The 17,820-nt window shown below is 57.8% G+C and carries 15 protein-coding genes and 2 pseudogenes; 11 read left to right on the top strand and 6 right to left on the bottom strand.

The features are described from left to right. Nucleotides 1-76: 76 nt before the first annotated feature. Both ABVN21_RS11480 and ABVN21_RS11475 read right to left on the bottom strand, forming a co-directional pair. Nucleotides 77-292: pseudogene (locus tag ABVN21_RS11480) on the bottom strand (SDR family NAD(P)-dependent oxidoreductase); the annotation flags it as partial. Nucleotides 293-427: 135 nt separating this feature from the next. Next, nucleotides 428-1,882, bottom strand: a complete 1,455-nt coding sequence (locus tag ABVN21_RS11475; protein WP_339552196.1) for a transporter — start codon at nt 1,880-1,882, stop codon at nt 428-430. Nucleotides 1,883-2,013: 131 nt separating this feature from the next. Between ABVN21_RS11475 and ABVN21_RS11470 the strand changes: the two genes are divergently transcribed. The 5 genes from ABVN21_RS11470 (at nt 2,014) to aspT (ending at nt 7,142) form a co-directional block, all read left to right on the top strand. Then, nucleotides 2,014-2,502: an Lrp/AsnC family transcriptional regulator gene (locus ABVN21_RS11470; protein ID WP_339552195.1), complete on the top strand. Its 489-nt coding sequence runs from the start codon at nt 2,014-2,016 to the stop codon at nt 2,500-2,502. 202 nt (nt 2,503-2,704) lie between these two features. Continuing rightward, nucleotides 2,705-3,577 (top strand): DNA/RNA non-specific endonuclease, encoded by an 873-nt coding sequence (locus ABVN21_RS11465; RefSeq protein WP_339552194.1) that lies wholly within the window; start codon nt 2,705-2,707, stop codon nt 3,575-3,577. A gap of 514 nt (nt 3,578-4,091) precedes the next feature. Beyond that, on the top strand, nt 4,092-4,847 hold the full coding sequence (locus ABVN21_RS11460) for a transporter (protein WP_339552388.1): 756 nt from the start codon (nt 4,092-4,094) through the stop codon (nt 4,845-4,847). 123 nt (nt 4,848-4,970) lie between these two features. Next, nucleotides 4,971-5,321: a hypothetical protein gene (locus ABVN21_RS11455; RefSeq protein ID WP_339552193.1), complete on the top strand. Its 351-nt coding sequence runs from the start codon at nt 4,971-4,973 to the stop codon at nt 5,319-5,321. Nucleotides 5,322-5,450: 129 nt separating this feature from the next. Beyond that, nucleotides 5,451-7,142: an aspartate-alanine antiporter gene (gene aspT, locus ABVN21_RS11450; RefSeq protein ID WP_339552192.1), complete on the top strand. Its 1,692-nt coding sequence runs from the start codon at nt 5,451-5,453 to the stop codon at nt 7,140-7,142. Nucleotides 7,143-7,200: 58 nt separating this feature from the next. On the opposite strand, the gene phaC is transcribed toward aspT, so the two are convergent. Next, nucleotides 7,201-8,877, bottom strand: a complete 1,677-nt coding sequence (gene phaC, locus ABVN21_RS11445; protein WP_339552191.1) for a class II poly(R)-hydroxyalkanoic acid synthase — start codon at nt 8,875-8,877, stop codon at nt 7,201-7,203. 316 nt (nt 8,878-9,193) lie between these two features. On the opposite strand from phaC, the gene ABVN21_RS11440 reads away from it, so the two are divergent. Beyond that, complete coding sequence (locus ABVN21_RS11440) at nt 9,194-11,053, top strand: ABC transporter ATP-binding protein (protein ID WP_339552190.1); 1,860 nt, start codon at nt 9,194-9,196, stop codon at nt 11,051-11,053. A gap of 4 nt (nt 11,054-11,057) precedes the next feature. Here ABVN21_RS11440 and ABVN21_RS11435 read toward each other — a convergent pair whose 3' ends face one another. Then, nucleotides 11,058-11,879, bottom strand: coding sequence for an AraC family transcriptional regulator (locus tag ABVN21_RS11435; RefSeq protein ID WP_339552189.1), 822 nt, complete (start codon nt 11,877-11,879; stop codon nt 11,058-11,060). A 527-nt stretch (nt 11,880-12,406) separates the two neighbouring features. Between ABVN21_RS11435 and ABVN21_RS11430 the strand changes: the two genes are divergently transcribed. Continuing rightward, complete coding sequence (locus ABVN21_RS11430) at nt 12,407-13,363, top strand: threonine dehydratase (protein WP_339552188.1); 957 nt, start codon at nt 12,407-12,409, stop codon at nt 13,361-13,363. Nucleotides 13,364-13,636: 273 nt separating this feature from the next. On the opposite strand, the pseudogene ABVN21_RS11425 reads toward ABVN21_RS11430, so the two are convergent. Then, nucleotides 13,637-13,759, bottom strand: a pseudogene (locus ABVN21_RS11425) (short chain dehydrogenase); the annotation flags it as partial. 381 nt (nt 13,760-14,140) lie between these two features. Between ABVN21_RS11425 and ABVN21_RS11420 the strand changes: the two are divergent. Beyond that, complete coding sequence (locus ABVN21_RS11420) at nt 14,141-14,617, top strand: hypothetical protein (RefSeq protein WP_339552387.1); 477 nt, start codon at nt 14,141-14,143, stop codon at nt 14,615-14,617. 57 nt (nt 14,618-14,674) lie between these two features. Here the strand turns inward: ABVN21_RS11420 and ABVN21_RS11415 are convergent, their stop codons facing one another. Next, a complete protein-coding gene (locus tag ABVN21_RS11415) occupies nt 14,675-15,232 on the bottom strand; it encodes an ATP-dependent Clp protease proteolytic subunit (RefSeq protein ID WP_339552187.1) in 558 nt (185 codons plus the stop codon). Nucleotides 15,233-15,494: 262 nt separating this feature from the next. Between ABVN21_RS11415 and ABVN21_RS11410 the strand changes: the two genes are divergently transcribed. The 3 genes from ABVN21_RS11410 to ABVN21_RS11400 all read left to right on the top strand — a co-directional run bounded on the left by ABVN21_RS11410 (nt 15,495) and on the right by ABVN21_RS11400 (nt 17,736). Continuing rightward, nucleotides 15,495-15,923, top strand: a complete 429-nt coding sequence (locus ABVN21_RS11410; RefSeq protein WP_339552186.1) for a stress protein — start codon at nt 15,495-15,497, stop codon at nt 15,921-15,923. Between the two features lie 264 nt (nt 15,924-16,187). Next, on the top strand, nt 16,188-16,424 hold the full coding sequence (locus ABVN21_RS11405; RefSeq protein ID WP_339552185.1) for a hypothetical protein: 237 nt from the start codon (nt 16,188-16,190) through the stop codon (nt 16,422-16,424). A 313-nt stretch (nt 16,425-16,737) separates the two neighbouring features. Then, on the top strand, nt 16,738-17,736 hold the full coding sequence (locus ABVN21_RS11400) for a bile acid:sodium symporter family protein (protein ID WP_339552184.1): 999 nt from the start codon (nt 16,738-16,740) through the stop codon (nt 17,734-17,736). The last annotated feature ends 84 nt before the right edge of the window (nt 17,737-17,820 follow it).

Raw genomic sequence — 17,820 nt, 5'->3', positions numbered from 1 at the left:
TATTTGCTGCTGCCGACTTGAATAGGTGATAGACCAAAAATGCGCAGCCTGCGGTAGATCCTACAGGCTGCGGACTGCCAAATCGCGCGACGGCTTCGCCAATGACACGCTGCGCAGTTGCCGGTTCACCGATATCGCCAGCGACCGTCAGGATGTTCGGAACGTCCGATGGCTTGATCGAACGGGACGTGGCGACTACCTGGTAATTGAGCTTGCGAAATGCCTGTACGACTTCAGCGCCGATGCCTTGTGACGCTCCGGTAACGATCACGACCTTTTGCGATGCACTCATGTTTTCTTGCTCCAGAGAAGTAGCTGTTTGGCGTTTATGCCAATCAGGCCGACGGCCATGGAGCAAGTTTAAAGATCCGGCTGGTGGCGTCTTTTATGCGTAGGTAAGTGTGGTAGATACATGCGTATGAACGACTTAGTACGCAAGGATGAGTAACGCGGCACCCAGCGCGACTAACGCCGTATTGAGACAGACCAGCGCAAAGCCAAACCGTACCAGTTCGGCCTCTTCCCGGGCCTGGGTCTTCGCCAGCCCCAGAATCAGCATGACGATCGACAGAGAGCCCAGTGCGGCATGGCCTGCCGAGCTGTTTTGTACCGCTGCCAGCAGCAGCCGAGAAGAGTCGGGCAGCATCGCGATGGCGGGCATGAAGATCGCGTTGCCGCCCACGTTCGACCCGGTCATGTAGCCCGACAGCGCGCCAAGCAGGGCAACCAGCGAGGTCGCGGCAGTGGGCGAGAGGCCTTCCAGCAATTGCATCAACCCCGCCAGGAACCCGGCCTTGACCATCATTTGCGACATCGCGAGAAAGAAGAGAATGGTCAACAACGGCCGCTTCGCCCGTGCAATCAATGCAACAGGCAAGCTGACGCCAGGCCCTGTGCGTTGTGTGCTGCGGGTGTAAAGCCCCAGTCCGATCAGCACCAGAATCAGAGCCACACCGGGCGAGGCCAGTGGCTTCCAGGTGACCTGGTTGCCTTGTACGACCCAGGCATCCTGCCAAGCGGTGATCGTCCAGAGCATTTTCAACGCGACGATGAAGACAATCAGCATCAAGTACGGCCATGCCTGACGTGGCCAATGCACTGAACTGCGCTCGGTATCGCTGCGGCGCAGGCGCCACAACCCGACTGAGAGTACCGCAGCTGACGTCAGCAGGCCTGCGGCCACGCCGGCCACTTCCGGTCCCCACCACCGGCTGGCGCTGTAAAGCACGCCCACGAACAGCAGCCAGAAAACGCCCAGCGCTCGCCATTCCCGCGATTCGCGAACGCCGGCCAGATACAGTGCCATCGCACTGAGCCCGAAGAAAACCGGTGCACTGGTGAGTGCCGAGGTCGAAGCCAGCGCGGGGGCATTCACATGAGCCAGGGAGGCGCCGATGACTGATGCCAGGCCCAGCGTTCCCCACGGCATGATCGCCATGCCGGTCAGGGCGATTCGCAATGCGACCCGGCGCTCGAAGAGACTGAGCAGCAGCGGCACCGTGGCGATCAAAGACACGCCGAAGCCGGTCATGGCCTCCAGCAACGGCGCCAGTCCGAGGACGATGAATACGACTTGATCGCCGCGCCCCAGACCCAGTGAGCGCACCCATTGACTGAGCGCCAAATTGACGCCCATGCGCTCGATGAAAATCACGAAAACCAGACCCGGTACTATCACAAACGCTGTACTTGCAAACAGCACGGCCGTGTCTTGGGCGGCGGCCACCATGCTCTCCGGGCGCCACGCGTCCGCAGCCCCGGCAAGCCATAGCACGACGACAAGCAGGGTGCCGGCAATCGCGGCGTGAACGGGCGGCCGGCGCAACACGACGAGCATCGCCGTCACCAGCAGGACAGGGGAAAGATGAAACAGTGCGAGCATGCAATACCATCCTTGTGTGAGTCTCCCGCCAGCCTGCAAATGCATTCGGCGAGCAAGATAATATTTCGCGAGGCTAGATAAAGGCGTGCTGATTTCTGGTAGTTTTCGAGAAATTTTCTCGCGGGTCGACCATGGCAAAGCACGACGCAGCATCTGAATCGCTGGACAAATTCGACCGTGCCATCCTCGACCTGGTCCAGCGCGACAACACCATGCCGCTGCGGCTCTTGGCCGAGCAGGTCAATCTCTCCACGGCCGCCGTTCAACGGCGCATCAAGCGAATGGAAGAGCGGGGCGTCATTACGGGCAACGTGGCCATCGTCGACCCCACTGTCGTGGGACGGCCGATCACGATCATTGTGGAAGTGATGACCGAGCGCACCAGCATCGAAGCACTGGAGGCGATGAAGGCACACTTCGCGGTGCCTGAAGTCCAGCAGTGCTACTACGTCACCGGCGAAGTGGATTTCGTCCTGGTGATAACCGTTGCCAGCATGCAGGAATATCAGGCCTTGTCGCGGCGATTGTTTGCCGAAAATCCCAACGTCACCTGGTTCAAGACCATCGTCGTGCTGGATCGGGTGAAAGTCGGGCTAGAAGTACCGTGCGTGCCTGGATAGCCAGGATGCAGCGCTGCTCAGCACTAAAGGGCTTTGTGACGGTCAATAAGCCGCACTTGGCGCGGAGCCCACCGGATCCGCATCGGTATTTTGATCAAGGACTGTGAAATCATGCTCGCCGCTAGATAATCCCGCACCTCGTTCCGTGTAACGGGACTCGCCGTACGTTTGCCCCTCAAATCCAATTCGAAGAATTTAAAGCATGTACCTACGCAAAATTGCAGTTGGGCTGTCGGCCCTTGTTTTGCTCTCCACCGGGGCACAGGCCCGCAGCCTGCTGGACCTGCTCAAGCCGCCCGCCGTGCATCAGGAACAAGTTTCGCGCTCGGGCTCGATCAGCCAGAACGCGGCGCTGGAACTTTATTCGAACAAACAGAAACAAGCCTCGTTCGACGGTTGTGCCGATCTGTTTCCCGCGGCCAAACCCATCAACGTGGCCGCCGTGCCTGCAACCATGAACCCCTTGGCCCTGTGTTCCGACCACTTCGCGGTGCTGTACTCGCAAACCAGCAAGACGCCGCTGGTGGTGGTCGAGCGATTGAATGCCGCCCAGCTTCAGGATGCCAAAGGGGAGGAGCGCACCAACCAGTTCTACCCGGACCCGCGCATTCCAAAAAGCGGGCGGGCTGAGTTGAGCGACTACCGTAGCCAACATCCCGCGGTGGACCGAGGTCATCAATCCCCGGCCGCCGATGCGCCGAATCCCAATGCGATGGCCCAATCCTTTGCGCTGTCGAACATGGTGCCGCAAGACCCGACCAACAATCGCAAGATCTGGAGCAAGGTCGAGGCGGATGTCAGGAAGTTTGCCAAGCGTGCCGATGGCAATGTCTTTGTCTTTACTGGTCCACTCTTCGACCCTGGACACAGCACCATCGGTGACAACAAGGTCTGGGTGCCGACGCGTCTGTTCAAGCTGGTGTACGACGCTTCTTCCAAACGGGCCTGGGCTTACGTTCTGCCCAACGCAGAAACCCGTATCGAGAGGCCGATGGACTATGACGCCTTTGTGAAAGCGACGGGGCTCAAGCTACTCGGTAATCTGCCGGTCACAGGTTCCGTGGGTCGTACCTGATGGCTTGAATGGCTGACCCCAGCCATTAACCTTTGCTGTTCGATGATGGACGCTGGCTGCACAGAATGAAAATCATCTCCAGCGTGGCTGACGACAGAGAATCTGGTCAGCCTCGCGACGGGACGGTAGCAGGTACAGGTGCATGTTTTGCACCGGGATGCCCAACCAGTGCGCGACTGTTGCGAATCATCGCTTGCGCCGGTGCTGTGAAATCACCTGATCCGGTTGAATCGATTCGATGAAAAACGCTGAAAAGCTGTGAAACGCTTCTGCAATCCACTGAGCGCTATGCGATTCGGGTAGAGACGGAGAGCATGATCTGGGCGGTTGCCGCGGAGCGTCGAGCGTCGAGCGTTGATGTCTGTAGCCACGCCCATGTGTTGCACAATGGTCACTGTTGCCTACGCTTATGCCGTGCTGCGCTTTTGTCGACTACAGGTGATTAGCAATGGATATAAAAGAGCGATGGAGATACACCTCCTTGGCATTGGCTGCGTCGTTGTGGTTCGCGCCCATGGCCCAGGCTGAGGATTCGGCAGAGCTGGCAAAAAAAGCCCTCAATCCGGTGGCTGCCATGTACAGCCTGCCGGTGCAGTACAACTGGGACCAGAAAATGGGCCCGACCGGCGAGGGCATGCACAGCGTGACCAATATTCAGCCGGTGCTGCCCTTTACCCTCAACGATGACTGGAATCTGATTTCGCGCACCATCCTGCCGGTCATTGATCAACACGGTCTGGCACCCAATGGGGCGGCGGACAAATCCGGGGTCGGCGACATTACCCAGAGCTTTTTCTTTTCGCCGAAAAAGCCTACGGAAAGTGGCTGGATACTTGGTGTCGGCCCGGCCATATTGATCCCCACCGGCAGTGATGAATTGCTCGGAAGCGAGCAGTGGGGGCTCGGCCCGACCGCTGTTGCGCTAAAGCAGGCAAATGGCTGGACTCACGGAATACTCGCCAACCATATCTGGGGGCTGGACGGCAGCCCGCCGGACGACAAGGAAAAAATTAACCAGACCTTCCTGCAACCCTTTCTTTCCTACACCACCAGCACGCTCACTACGTACGGGGTGAACACCGAATCCACCTACAACTGGCAGTCACGAGAATGGGCTGTGCCAGTCAACCTGACGGTCACTCAACTGTTGAAAATCGGTGGTCAGCCATTAACGGTGCAAGCCGGGCCACGTTACTGGCTCGACAGCCCGGAAGATGGCGCACAGGGGTGGGGATTTCGTTTTGCCGTGACGTTGTTGTTCCCTCGCTGAGACAGATGCCTGGTTGAAATGCGGCAGAAAAACCTGTTGAAGAGCGTTCAATTCTTCCTCGGCTACACTCCCAGAGAAGTGAAAAAACCGAGGCGGTTCGGCAAATTTCCATGAGGGATCAATATGAAAGGGATCATAGGGACGTTAGCTTTGGCGTTGTTGGCGGGATGTGCAACGCCAACCATGAACGAGATGCGCAACGAAGAACCGCGCCAGGTTTTGCATTCGAAAAAAGCCGCTAAAGTCATCGCAGATTGCGTCCAGCGCGAATGGCAGGAAATGCCCGTGTTTGAGGGCAAGTCTGGAGCCACTCAGGAACCCGGCAAAAAAGGAGGCTACACGGTAGCAACAGTGGGTGAGGCCTATTTTGTCGACATCCATCCAGATGCGTCCGGCTCGGTGGCTAAGTATTACGCATCGACGTATCGCTGGATCGCCAGAAAGCACCTGAACGCGCTAAAAGGTTGTCTGTAATCCAACCCGACAAACAGACTCGCTTCGCAACGTTCCTCATTCACTATGAGTGCCGCCCCCGAGACAAGTGTCTGCCCCACCCGCGCAGGAATCGAAGGACTTTGAGAGCTACAGAAGGGAGTTCGCGCCATGCTTGAATTTCTGCTTCATGCCCTGCGTACGGATCCGGAAATTGCTGTATTCCTGGCCATTGCACTGGGCGTGTTCATTGGTCGTATTCGTATCGGCAGTTTTCACCTGGGGTCGGTGGCGGGCGCTCTCTTGATGGGGCTGTTGATTGGCCAGATCGGCCTGGAAGTGCCGACGGGTTTGAAGTCAGTGTTTTTCGTGATGTTCATTTACGCGGTCGGTTTCAAGAGCGGGCCAGAGTTCTTCGGCAGCCTCAACCGAGGTACGTTAAAGCTGGTGGTGCTCAGCGTGGTGCTGTGCGCAACCGCGCTGGGCGCGATTTTGTTGATGAACGCGATATTCCACTTCGATGCCGGTTTCACTGCCGGGCTCGGTGCCGGAGCACTGACGGATACGGCGATCATGGGCACGGCCACAAGCGCCATTAATCAGCTTGCGATTGATGACGCGGCCAAAGCTCAACTCAACAGCCACATGGCAATTGCCTATGCGATCACTTACCTGTTTGGCACTATCGGACTGATTGTCTTCGTCGGTAGCGTTGCGCCAAAGTTGCTGGGCGTCGACCTCAGGGCAGCGGCCCGTGACCTGGAACTGGAACTGGGAATCGCCAAGGACGAAGACGCAATCACCGTACCGTACACGCGCATTGTGGTGCGAGCGCATCAGGTCGCCGACCACAGTGCCGCGAATGGGCAGCGCGTTGCCGACATCGAACAAAGGCACGAGTCGCTGACCATCGAACGGGTGGTGCGCGATGGTGTGATTATCGAGCGAGATGAAAGTTTGATCCTCAAAGCCGGCGACATTGTCGGGGTCTACGCCTTGCGGGATGCCGTTGGCCCGCTGTCGCAATGGGTGGGGCCGGAGATCGACCATCCCGAATCGCTGTCGTTTCCGACTCGCGAGGTCGATATTGTCCTGACCTCGCCGGAGTTTGCCGGCAAGACCATTCACCAGGCCAAATCCCGGCTGGAAAATACTCGGCGCCTGGGCTGCTTCATCAACACCATTACCCGGCAGGGCTACGCATTGCCGTTGCTGCCCAACACCGTGTTGCGTCGGGGGGACGTGCTGACCCTGACCGGCCGCACCGCCAGCGTCGAGGCACTGGCCAAGCGCTTGGGGCGGATTCGTGAAAGCAACTACAAAAGCGATATTGCCGTGCACACGCTGGGGATGGTCCTGGGTTCATTGCTGGGTTTGCTGTCCACGCATATCGGGATGATCCCGGTGGAACTCGGCATCGGTGGCGGTGTGCTGGTCGCCGCGCTGGTGATTGGCTGGTACAACTCACGACACCCGGAAATCGGCGCACTGCCACCCGCCGCGCAATGGGCGTTTTCCGAATTCGGCCTGACCGCGTTCGGGGCGGTGGTTGGCCTACTGGCGGGGCCTGCCGCCTTCGCGGCCATGAAGGAGCAGGGCTTGGCGCTGCTGTTATCCGGCGCAGTGGTCACCATTTTGCCGCCACTGGTGGCCCTGTATTTCGGTCGCTACGTGCTGCGCCTGCACCCGATGATCCTGTTCGGTGCCCTGGCCGGGGCACAGACCGAAGCGGCGTCGATGAACAAAATCATCGAACAGTCCGGCAGCAATACGCCGGTGATCGGTTTTACCGTGTGTTATGCGATTTCCAATGTGCTGTTGGCCGTTTGCGGGCCGATTATCATTTTCGTGGTGGCGGGGTAGGCTGAAAACGAGGAAGGGATGGGCACCGGGCACAGACGCCCATCCAATAACTGCGGATTCAGCGCAAGTGCACGTAGGTACCCGGCGCAGCCTCACCAGCGGCATAAGCCTTGCTGCCCAGCTTGGCGGGAGCCTTTTTGTGCTCGCCCGAACGTGCTTGCAACCAGGCCATCCAGTGCGGCCACCAGGAACCGGCCTGTTCACTGGCAGACGCCATCCACGCCTGAGCCTCGACCGGGAGGTTGCTGCCGGTCATGAAGCGCGACTTGGGGTTGCCCGGTGGGTTGAGAATGCTCTGAACATGCCCGCTGTTGGACACCACGAACTCGCCCTGACCGCCAAACAAATGCATGGAGCGATAGCAGGCGTCCCACGGGGTGATGTGGTCGGTGAGGCCAGCAACGCAGTAAAAGTCACTGGTGACCTGACCGAGGTCTATCGGCGTGCCGCAGACTTCCAGGGCGCCGGCGCGGGCAAGCGGGTTGGTTTGGTACATGTCGATGAATTCGCCGTGCAGCGTGGCGGGCAGGTTGGTTGTATCGTTGTTCCAATAAAGGACATCGAATGCCGGTGGCTCGTTGCCAAGCAGGTAGTTGTTGATCCAGTAATTCCAGATCAAGTCATTGGGGCGCATCCAGGCGAAGACTTTGGCCAGCTCGCGACCCTTCAACACGCCATTCTGATAGGAGCGCCGCTTGGCCGCCTCCAGGGACTTCTCATCGGCGAACAGCCCGACCTGGGTGTCGGGGCGTATGTCCAACATACTGACCGCCAAGGTAAAGGCATTGATCTTTTTCTCGTCCAGAGCGGCGTAGTGACCCAACAGCGAGGACAGGGTGCAGCCACCGGAGCAGGCTCCGAAAGTGTTCAGGTCAGCACTGCGGGTTATCGCAAGCACCGCGTCGACCGCTTCCTTCAGCGCATCTATGTAGCTGGACATACCCCATTCACGCTGCGCCTTGCCCGGATTGCGCCAACTGATCGCGAAGGTCTGGATACCACTGTTGAGGAGAAAACGGATCAGGCTTTTCTCCGGCGTCAGGTCAAACAGGTAGAACTTGTTGATCTGTGGCGGCACCACCAACAATGGACGCGCCTGTACCTGTTCGGTGCGGGGCTTGTACTGGATTAACTCCAGCACTTCATTGCGGAACACCACTGCACCTTCGGTGATGCCCAGGTTGTGGCCGACTTCGAAAGCCGTCTTGTCCACTTGGCTCGGCATGCCACCGTTTTCGATCAGGTCCTTGGTCAGCTGCGAGAAACCATCCAGCACGCTCTTGCCACCGGTTTCAAAGAAGCGCTTTAGCGCTGCCGGGTTGGCCAAGGTGTTGGTCGGAGCCATCGCCTCGGTCAGCAGGCCTATGACGAACTGACCACGATGAGCGTCTTGTTCGCTGAGGTTGCTGGTGCTGATCCAGTCGTTCATCTCCCGGCACCAGGCCAGGTAAGTCTGCATGTAGCGACGGTAAAGCGGGTTGCGCTGCCAGGTGTGTTCGTCGAAACGCTTGTCTCCCGCCGCTGGTTTGAGCTGCGAGCGGTCGAACAGAACGTTTTTCAGCTCAACGCCGAATGCAGCCATATGCCGCGCGCTATGCACGGGTTGCTTTAACACTTGTTGCAGGACCATGCGAGCAGTGCCTAACAGGTCGCGCCTGCGGGGACTGAACACCGGATTCAGGTTTAACGTGTGCACGGCAGCTTGTTGGGAGAGGTCTTTATTTTTCTTGTTCATGGTGACACCCGGTAAGGCGCCCAAAACGGGCGCCCGGAAGTTTTATGGCTGTAGGCAAGCGACCGGGCAGTGCGTCGGCCGGGGAGCCGCAGAAAGTCAGGGCTTGCCACACAGGTCTTGAGAAGTTAATAGACGGCGAGGCGGTCAACATTTCATTTGGCGACAACGCGTTTTCAATTCATGACAAGCCATGGCCTTTGATCGGGCCTTGTGCACAGTTTTTGTGGAGTGCGGTGCCCGGCCTCAACTTCGCAAAACCCTCAAAGCAACCGTTCAATGGCAGAATCCCCTCAATTTGATCGTTTTGGAGAACACCATGCTTCGTGCATTTGAACGAAGGCTCGACCCCTTTCCTCCTGACGAGGTACCGCCGCCACCCAACGGCCTGGCGCGTTTTCTCTGGGCCTGCACGCGTGGCGCCCGCGGTTACATCCTTGCGCTTGCGCTGCTCAGTGCCGGTGTGTCGATTTACGAAGCCTGGCTGTTTTCCTTCCTCGGGCAGGTCGTGGACCTGCTCTCAACCTGGCAGGCAGGCGGCGAGGCCGCGGCGCAGGAAAGTCGCGTGTTGTGGGGCATGGGCATCGTCATGGTGACCAGTGTCGGGCTGGTGGCGTTGCGCACCATGGTGCAACACCAGATTTTGGCGATTAACTTGCCGTTGCGGCTGCGCTGGGACTTCCATCGATTGATGCTGCGCCAAAGCCTTTCGTTTTTTTCCGATGAGTTTTCCGGCCGGGTCACGACCAAGGTGATGCAGACGGCGCTGGCGGTGCGCGACGTGCTGTTCACGCTGATCGAGATCGTGCCCGGTATCGGCGTGTATTTCATTGCGATCATCGCGCTGGCCGGCGGCTTCGCCCTGAAACTGATGCTGCCTTTCATGGCCTGGGCCGTGTTGTTCGGCCTGGCCATGTGGTACTTCGTGCCCCGCCTGGGAAAAGTCGGGCAGGAACAGGCCAATGCGCGGTCGATGATGACCGGGCGTATCTCGGACGCCTACACCAACATCACGACGGTGAAGCTGTTCTCCCATTCCAATCGTGAAGCGCACTTCGCCCGTGCAGCGATGGAAGACTTCAAGCAAACCGGTTTTCGCCAGATGCGCCTGGTCAGCCAGTTCGAGATCGTCAACCAGGCATTGGTGGTGGGGTTGATCATGGGGGCAGGTGGCTATGCCTTGTGGCTGTGGCACCAGGGTCAGGTCGGCGCCGGTGCGGTGGCGGCCATCACCGCCATGGCGTTGCGTATCAATGGCATGTCGAACTGGATCATGTGGCAAATGACCTCGCTGTTCGAGAGCATCGGCACCGTGCAGGATGGCATGGCAACCCTTACCCGCGGCCCGAAAGTGCAGGATGCGCCGGACGCTGGCGTCCTGCTGACCTCCGGTGGCGCGGTCACTTTCGATAACGTGAGCTTCAACTACGGCGGCGAACGCCAGGTGCTCGATGGCCTGAGCCTGAACATTCGCCCAGGCGAAAAAATCGGCCTGGTAGGCCGCTCCGGTGCGGGCAAGTCCACGCTCATCAACTTGTTGCTGCGCTTCTATGATGTCGACAGCGGAGTGATTCGTATCGACGGCCAAAACATCGCACACGTGACGCAAGACAGCCTGCGCGGTGCCATCGGCATGGTCACGCAGGATACCTCGCTGCTGCACCGTTCCATTCGCGACAACATCGCCTACGGCCGACCCGATGCGACCGATGCACAAATCCGCAGCGCCGCGGCTAGTGCCCAGGCCGATGAGTTCATCAGCCAACTGAGCGACCGCCAAGGTCACACCGGCTACGACACCTTAGTCGGCGAGCGCGGCATCAAACTGTCGGGCGGTCAGCGCCAACGCGTCGCGATTGCCCGGGTGATGCTCAAGAACGCCCCGATCTTGCTGCTCGACGAGGCCACCAGCGCGCTGGATTCGGAAGTCGAAGTAGCCATCCAGGAAAGCCTCGATGAAATGATGCAGGGCAAGACCGTGATCGCGATCGCCCATCGGCTGTCAACGATTGCGGCGATGGACCGGCTCATCGTGATGGACCACGGACGCATCATCGAGCAGGGCACTCACGCCGAATTACTTGGCAAGAACGGTGTTTATGCACGGCTTTGGCAGCATCAGAGTGGCGGTTTCCTGGGAGAGGATCAGGAAATGGTCGAGGCCATGGATCAGGTGTGAGCGTCTAGGGGGTGAAGTTCTCCGATGTCCCCCGCAACTGCGCCGGACTCACACCAAGACGCTGTCTGAAGGTGGTCGCCATGTGTGCCTGGGAGTTAAACCCGCAGATGAGGGCGATGTGCGCAAGGCTGGCGGATGAATCGCGCATCAGTGCGCGGGCCTTGGCAAGGCGACGGTCGATCAGGTAACTGTGAGGGCTTTTGCCCGTGGCGTTCTTGAATGCCCGAATGAAATACCCTTCTGACAATCCAAGTAACCCGGCCAGGGCCTGTATGCCCAGCGGGCCATCGAGGCCATTATCGATGAACTCATCGAGCAGACGCATCCGGCTACCGGTGATGGAGCCTTGGACGGGCGACGCTTCGCTGTCCGTCGCCCGTTCAGCCAAGGCGAGTGCCCAGGCCTCCCAATCGTTTTCCACCGAAGCCTGTAACAGCGCAGCGCGCATTCGCAGGGCGAGGGCAATGGCCCGCGGATCAATACGATTATTGAATGCACGATCACCCGCCAATCTCAGGCCATCAGTGCGTATCACCCGCAGGTATTCACCGCCCTTGGGCGACTCGGACAACACGTCGCAACCGGCGGGGACAAACGCCAGTCCGTTGGGCACGGCGTCGAAGGGCTGCACCCGGTCGCTGCCGATGGCGTGCAGACCTCGCTGGCTGTCGAAGGCAAAGCCAATCGCCGACTGGGTCGCCACATAGCGGGTCGCGTACGCGGCGCCGGGTAGCAACTCAATCGCCCAGGGCCCGACTGCGATACGACGTACCGATTCAGGCTGGAGCGGTGGCAGGGGACGGTTTCGATAACTCATGAGCAGCATAGTAATGAATGAAGAGGGCGAAAGTCCGGTGAGATCTCCAATGGCACGGATGAAAACGCTTCTGGCGGAAAGCGATCAGCCTCCGAATGTACGCGCCACATCTCATTTTATTTCGGTTCCGGGGGTGAAAAATTTACTAGGGTCATCGACCTGTTTCAGGTCAATCAAGGCTCGGCAAACGCAGTGGGAGAATTGCTCCTGCAGCTTTTCGGGGTCCTTCCAGGCTAATTGCGATGTTGGCAAGTGCTGTGCCTCGGTCGATTTGTAGCAAATACAATTGTCGAGTCGGGTGATGCCGTCATTGCTCTGACAAGCCGTGATAAGGAAAGAGATCGCGATGAGTATTGCGAAGCGGTTCACTGGCTCCCCTCCGAGGCGGTTGTGGATGGCTCTGCTCAATAAGCTCGAAATACAGAAGAAAGCTTAGCTGTCATTTTTTATCGAGGGGGCGAGAAAGTCAGGTCAGTTTTTTGAAAGCCGGCGAGATGCGCCCGTGTCTAGACTGGGCGAAACCCAGGAGATAACTCATGCAGCCACTGACTCGCGACGATATCGAACAAGCCGCCCGCCACGTGTACCGGGTAATGCCCGCCACCGCCCAGTACGCCTGGCCTTTGCTGGCCGAACGGTTGGGTTGCACGGTGTGGGTCAAGCACGAAAACCATACACCGACCGGTGCATTCAAGGTGCGCGGTGGCATTACCTTCATGCACTGGCTCAAACGCGAGCACCCGCATGCCAAGGGCATTGTCACCGCTACTCGTGGCAACCATGGGCAGAGCCTGGCGCTGGCAGCTGCCGCGCTCGGTTTGAGGGCGTTAATTGTCGTACCGGAGGGTAATTCGCTGGAAAAGAACAATGCCATGCGCGGCTTTGGCGGCGAAGTGGTCGAATACGGCCGCGATTTTGATGAGGCCCGTGAAGAGGCTGCGCGCCTGGCACAGGCACATGGTCTGTACCTGGTTCCACCGTTCCATGTCGAACTGGTCAAAGGAGTGGCCACTTATGCGCTGGAACTGTTCACGGCCGCGCCGGATCTGGACACCGTCTACGTGCCCATTGGCTGTGGCTCGGGGATTTGTGCAGTGATCGCCGCTCGCGACGCGTTGGGCCTGAAAACCCGGGTGGTGGGCGTGGTTTCCACCGAAGCTGAGGCCGCGAAGTTGTCATTTGAAGCCGGGGAAATCCTCGAAACCGCCACCGCCAACACCTTCGCCGACGGTCTTGCCGTGCGCAAACCCATACCCGAGGCCTTTGCCATCTACGGGGCCGCTGCGGCTCGAATCGTATCGGTCAGCGAGGAGGAAATTGCCGAGGCCATGCGCGTGTATTACACCGACACCCACAACCTGGCTGAAGGCGCCGGTGCGGCGGCCCTGGCGGCACTGATGCAGGAGCGTGAATCGATGGCGGGAAAAAGGGTAGGGGTGATCCTGTCAGGTGGCAATGTGGATCGATCGGTGTATGCAAGAGTCATTGAGTGAAAACGGCCTTTTTGAAAGGTCTTGAAGTTCATCAAGGAAGAACTGTTTACCGTCCTGGGTATCAGTTCGTCGGAATCGGAGCTGCCGTAGATGATTTCCAAGATGTAAAAGGCCGTCATGTCCAAAGCTTCAGTTGCTAACGGTCCCGCTCCGGGCGTCGACGATTGAGCGCATACAGGCATCCACCCAGCAATACCGGGCCGCTGAGGAAGTTGAATCTACCGATGCGTGGTATCGGACTTTGTTCAGTTTCAGACGTGCACCATCAGTCTTCATCAATTCGGGCTCCAGGTAATACTTTCCGTCCAGAAAGAACCCGGGGAAATCGTGGGAGTGATCGAGGTGTTCGACGGCGTAGCGCTCGCCTGGCTTCGTACCGGTTAATGAATGGATCATGGGCCTGTCCTCAGATTCGCTGGTGTTGCGATAGAGGGTGGGCCGTTATCAATGTTCCATCGGGATGACAGAACGCTACCTGGCATAGCTCATGATTTTTATCTCGTTGCGATGCTGCAAATCAACCTGCTCAAGCGCCGCCTGTCGCAACATTTCAATCTTTATAAAATTTTCGCAAGGGCATCACCTTCAGATGACGGTGGTGTCGCATTCGGTGAAACACAGAATGAGTATCGGCGCCTTTTCAGGCCTGAGATTGGGCCTAATGCTGGATTGTGCTGAACGCAATCCAGGTATCAAAACGATTAGAGTGAATCCATCTTGCCGAGAATCCTGACCTCCCACGTCGATCAAACCGAGCTGAACGAGCACAACGCAAAGATGTTTGGATCGCCGAAAGAGCGATTGGATTTTTACAGAAGGGAAATTCAATACGAGACCAGCATCCTGGCCAATCGAACGGATGCTTATCTTGCCGCACAGTCTTTTTTGGTGATTGCCTTCGCTTCCTGCATGGCCAACCTCAATCCCGAGTGGGGCAAACTGTTTACGTTGGTGGTACCACCGTTTCTGGCGCTATTTGGGGTGCTCAGCTCCCTGAACGCCTGGCCCGGCATAAGGGCGGCCTATGACATTATCGATCACTGGTATTTCAAGCAGAGCGAGCTGCTTCGCAGTGAGCCACTAATGGGATTGGCGTACGACGAATCACCTTTGTTTTCCGAAAGGGAGTCAACGCATAAAGGCTACCGAAAAGCCTTGCTGTTTTCGGTGCGTACGCCCTGGATCTTTACGACCTTCTGGATACTGCTGGGTGCCTGGGCGGTGTTCATTCAAGTTTCTAATCCGGGCGCCTGAGTTAACAAACGTGCGTCGCTTCACGGTAAATGGACCAGGTTTCAGGCGCTGGGTGGCTCATCCACCGCTGACTTTCCAATGTTTGACATCATCTGCAAACATCATCTGTTTCATCTCGTGAGCAATGCCATAGGCCAGCGATTCATGCGCAGCGATGACTTTTTCTTCGGCTGAAAGGCAGTGGAAAATATCGAGTTTGGTCTCTGCGTCAGCCGTTTCGATGGTGAAGATTTGCACGTAGCGGGCGAGGTCGTTGTCTAGGCTCGACAGGTATTCACGCAGGCGCTGGTGGTCCACTGATTTTTGGCTGAAATACCAGTTCATCGGGTGAATCAGGAAGCGCGAATGGGGCGAGGTGATACGTCGGCCTGCGGCCAAAAACATGATGATGCCCATTGATTCGATGTTGCCCGCATTGATTGCGCATAGCGGTACCGGCAATGACTTCAGGAACGTGTAGAGGGTGAAGCCAAAGTTAGTGCTTCCCCCGCTTGTCGAAAGATTGAGGAGCAGGGAGGTGGCGCCTTGATCGATGGCTTCGAGGCAACAGTCTCGGAACCGTTCAGTGGTTCCCTGATCGATCTGGCAATGAAAGTGCACGATGTGTTCGGTCATTGACCAACCTCCCGAGTGCGATGCATGGAGGACTTCCAAGCGTGATTAAGTCTAGTAAAGCATTGATCATTTGATCCGGTTTCTGACGTAAGTGCCTGTCCATGGATGCCGTGCCGCCTATCGAATGCGCGTATTTCAAATGGAACCAAATGCCCCGATCCGCTCGTCGCGAGCCCAATAATTCCGTTCAAACTTTCTCTTTCGTGCGTCCTCCGAATTGAACGAGCCCATGCTCGTGCCAACGATGTTGAGGTGAATAGAAATGGCCAATTCAGGAAACAACAATCCAGGCAATTTTTCTAAAGACACTGACAAGACTTCTGATGTCGGCAAGAAAGGCGCAGACGCCTCTCGCGAAAACATTGCCAAGGATTCACAACGCCCCTCTGACGCAGGCCAAAGAGGTGGTCAAGCTTCCGGCGGACAACAATCGCGCGATAGCGACCGCATGAGTGGAGGCGGGCAGGGGACGAATCGCGGAGGCGAATTCGCCGACGATAAAGAAAAAATGTCCAAACCGGGCCAGAAAGGAGGCCAGGCATCTGGCGGACAACAGTCCAACAGGGCTGATCAATCGTCCGGCGGGGGGCAAGGAAGTGGTCGCGACAGTGATCTCACCGACCGCGATAAATCATCTGACATGGGGCGCAGGGACGATGGGATGAGCGGGGGTGGAGGTCGCAAATCCTGATGCCGTCTGACCCATCAAGCCCCGAATCTATCGGGGCTTGATTCTTCTGGGGTGGGCACAGCGTCGTGTCTGATTCTGGAGTACCGGTTCGGGCTCAACGGGTCGTGATTGTCCACCCAGGCGGGCGCACTTCTGCACGATTGTTGGCTTTGAGCTCAACAATGAATATGCAGGGAAGGTGAGCAATGATGATTGTTCATGCGTTAATTGCGGAAAACTCGATCTGGATGACTGCTGCGTTTTTCCCATCAGAAGGAACCCGACATGTGCACATTCGTTCTGGAGTATCTGTTCAACGGCGAGCCTCGCACGCACTTGTTCGAACTCAAGCAGACTCGCTTGCCGTTACAAGAAGCGGCGATGCATCTGCTTGAGCTGCATTTTGGGGATGGAGAGAACAGCCTGATGATGCCCAATGCGGACGCGACACCCAGTGAGATTTTAGAGCAGTCAGACCGGGTTGGACTGACGCAGATTAAGGTCGTCGAGCAAACCAGTTAAATGCCATCTCGTCCTAGGGGCGCAAGTGGCTTACATCTACGGAGTTGCTTCAAGGCATTGTTTCGAGGTCGGTTGGGCTATTCAGGTCGATGAATACGACCTGTTTGCACCATAAGCGACCGGGTCCAGAACCTAAAGGCCCAGCCTGCGCCTGAGTTCGGTTTCGCTCATGAGGGGGCATGATCGATCGCGAAATCACATGGCTGCCGTTATCTGTCCTTTAGCCGACATCCACTGGCTTATTAGCGTTAGTCGGTAAACACCCGGCGCGTTAGAGTCGTCATCACGTTCCCGGCAATCCTGGATGACCCTGATGACTCGCCCTCGCTTTTTACCCGACAACTTCACCCTGACCCTGATCGGCGTCGTGGCTCTCGCCAGTTTGCTGCCCGCCAGCGGTCAGGTCGCGGTAGGCTTTGGCTGGCTGACCAACAGCGCCATTGCCCTGCTGTTTTTTCTGCATGGGGCCAAGCTGTCGCGTGACTCGATCATCGCCGGCGCTGGACACTGGCGCCTGCATTTGTTGGTGTTCAGTCTGACCTTTGTGCTGTTCCCGCTAATCGGTCTGGCACTCAAACCGATCCTGTCACCGATGATTGGTGCCGATCTGTACATGGGCATGCTTTACCTCTGCGCGCTGCCCGCAACCGTGCAGTCGGCGATTGCCTTTACCTCTCTGGCGCGCGGCAACATTCCGGCGGCGATTTGCAGTGCGGCGGCCTCCAGCCTGTTCGGGATTTTTCTCACGCCATTACTCGTGACCTTGCTGCTGAACGTGCACGGCGACGGCGGCTCGACCGTCGATGCGATATTGAAAATCAGCGTGCAACTGTTGCTGCCGTTCATTGCTGGACAAATCGCGCGGCGCTGGATCGGCGCCTGGGTCGGGCGCAACAAGAGTTGGCTGAAGTTCGTCGATCAGGGCTCGATTCTGTTGGTGGTCTATGGGGCTTTCAGCGAAGCGGTGAACGAAGGCATCTGGCATCAGATTCCGCTGCGGGATCTGGCCGGGCTGGTAGTCGCCTGTTGTGTGGTGCTGGGGTTGGTCCTGGTGGCTTCTACCGTGCTTGGCAAAGCGTTTGGATTCAATCAGGAAGACCGCATCACCATCCTGTTCTGCGGTTCGAAGAAAAGCCTGGCCACCGGGGTGCCGATGGCTCAGGTGTTGTTCGCCGGCAGCACCATTGGCGTGTTGATCCTGCCGCTGATGCTGTTCCATCAGATTCAGTTGATGGTCTGTGCGGTACTCGCTCAGCGCTACGCAAATCGCAAGGAATCAGTGGCCGAACTGATGGGGCAAGTCGATCCTTGACGTCTGAGACGAGCCGGGACTTGAGTCCCGGCCAAGATCAACTCTGGATCTGCTGATAAGCACTTCCTCGGTCATGAGCGACCG

This window comes from Pseudomonas sp. MYb327 (genome assembly GCF_040438925.1).
GTDB lineage: Bacteria > Pseudomonadota > Gammaproteobacteria > Pseudomonadales > Pseudomonadaceae > Aquipseudomonas.
The sequence above is the reverse complement of the archived record's forward strand: the minus strand, read 5'-3'. Positions and strand labels throughout refer to the sequence as shown.